Origin of the sequence: Pseudescherichia vulneris (assembly GCF_902164725.1) — a bacterium.
GTDB classification, from domain to species: domain Bacteria; phylum Pseudomonadota; class Gammaproteobacteria; order Enterobacterales; family Enterobacteriaceae; genus Pseudescherichia; species Pseudescherichia vulneris.
The window spans coordinates 1,207,232-1,209,373 of sequence record NZ_LR607338.1 but is presented as its reverse complement, the minus strand read 5'-3'; the positions used below and the strand labels follow the sequence as shown (position 1 = coordinate 1,209,373).

Annotated in this window: 1 protein-coding gene; it reads right to left on the bottom strand. The window is 59.0% G+C overall.

Annotated features, from left to right (window positions below; all coding sequences use genetic code 11):
- Positions 1–78 precede the first annotated feature (78 nt).
- Positions 79–2,052: a PhoX family protein gene (locus FN633_RS04960; protein WP_154056948.1), complete on the bottom strand. Its 1,974-nt coding sequence runs from the start codon at positions 2,050–2,052 to the stop codon at positions 79–81.
- Positions 2,053–2,142 lie beyond the last annotated feature (90 nt).

The following is a 2,142-nucleotide window of genomic DNA, read 5'->3' as shown; positions in this document are numbered from 1 at the left end:
TAAAAATTCCAGACATGTTGCCACATCTGGAATTAAATGCGTTCAGCTACAGCAGCTACAGAAAGCTCAGACGCGATCTTAGCTTCCTATCAGTCCGCCGTCGGCCTTCACGATCACCACCGTTGAAGAGCGCGGGCGGCCGTTTGGATCGGCATCCGGCCAGTTCGATACCGCGCGCGGGTTCGCCGGGTCGGTAATGCCGTCGCCCACTTCGCCAGGGTGCTGGATATTAATAAACAGCGTCCGGTTATCGGGGGTAAAGGCGATGCCGGTGATCTCGCAACCACGCGGTCCGGTGAGGAAGCGGCGATACTCGTTGGTGCCCGGAATGGTGGCCACCATCTGGTTGTTACCCATATCGGCATACACTTTCTGGTTGATGGTGCTGGAGGAGACGTCGGTCTGGATCCACAGCACGCCGCGATGGTCGAAGGAGAGCCCATCCGGGCTGCCAAACGCGGCTCCCTGCATAGAGCCTTTGGCCTGTGCATCGTTGCCGTCGGTGCGGCCCGCCATCACCAGAATATCCCACTGGAAACGCCCTGATGCCGGATCGTTGTTCTCTTCCAGCCAGTGCATGATGTGACCAAACTGGTTGTTGGCGCGCGGGTTGGCGGCGTCGACCGGTGCTTTGCCCTCTTTGCCGCGATCGCTGTTGTTGGTCAGGGTGCAGTAGACACTGCCGGGGGTGTTGGGATCGACGGTGATCCACTCCGGGCGATCCATCTTGGTCGCGCCCACGACGTCCGCCGCAAGACGGGTTTTGATCAGCAGATCGCCCTGGCTTTCGAAGCCGTGGCTCTGATCGAGACCGTTCTCGCCAAAGACCAGCGGGAGCCAGCTGCCGCTGCCGTCCTCATTAAATTTCGCCACGTAGAGCGTGCCGGAGGTAAGCAGGTCCATGCTGGATTGGCGGTTAGCCGGATCGTACTTTTTGTCCGAGACAAATTTATAGATGTACTCAAACTTCTGGTCGTCGCCCATATAGACCACTACGCGATTGTCTGCGGCGAGGGTCACCATTGCACCTTCGTGCTTGAAGCGACCCAGCGCCGTATGTTTGCGCGGCGTAGAGTTCGGAGCGTAAGGGTCGATCTCCACTACCCAGCCAAAGCGGTTCGGCTCGTTCGGGGTTTTATCCACGCTGAAGCGTTCGTCCACCTCGTTCCAGCGGTAGGAGTCGTCGCTGTCGGCGATGCCGTAGCGCTTCTCCAGTGCATTACGCTCCGCCTTCTTCACAAAAATATCGGACCAGTTCTCTTCGCAGGTGAGGTAGGTTCCCCACGGCGTGTGGCCGTTGGCGCAGTTCTGCATGGTGCCCAGCACCTGCTCACCCTGCGGATCGGCGGCGGTTTTCATTAGCGGCTGATGGCGCGCCGGGCCGGTAAGCTGCATCGGGGTGTTAACGGTGATGCGGCGAGCGAATGAGGAGGGGCGCACCACCTGCCAGTCATCGCCGCGCTTCTGCACTTCGATAACCGAGATGCCCATCGCATTCTGCCCCTTGCGGGCCTTGTCGAGATTCCAGTTGGCGTCGCCATCCTTGAACAGCATCCCGTTATCAATGTACTCATGGTTCATCGCCAGCAGGCCATGATCGGGACTGTTTCCGCCCTGCGGCAGGCTAAACCACGCCATGCCGTCATGGTGCATGCCCGCCTGGGCCGCCTGCTCGTCGGTAGTGTTGCTACCGTCGGTCTTGAACGCAGGCATCGCGTCCTTCAGACCCACCGGCTCGCCCCAGCGATAGAACGGCCGCGCGATATAGCCCTCTGGCACAATCACCGTATCTTCGGAGGAGACCGGGATGCTGGTGAACCCCAGCGAGACCGCTTTAGCCAGTGCAGAAGGGCGGCCAACGGCAGCAAAGGCCGACTCGGGTTTGACCAGCAGCGGGAAGGAAACCGCCGCGCCCGCTACCACGCCCATCTGCAGCAGGCGGCGGCGGGAGAGAAAGACGTTCGCCACGTCGGAAAATACCGGGTTGGCGCTGCGGTTACTGATCTCTTCGCTATGTTCTTTTTTGAATAGGGATTTTAACGGTCTGCTCACGACGGCGTCCTTTGTTTACCAGAGAGTAAGGTGACGCCATCAGACTAAGTAAATATTGTTACAGTTTTATAACAACTAACAGCAGATTAC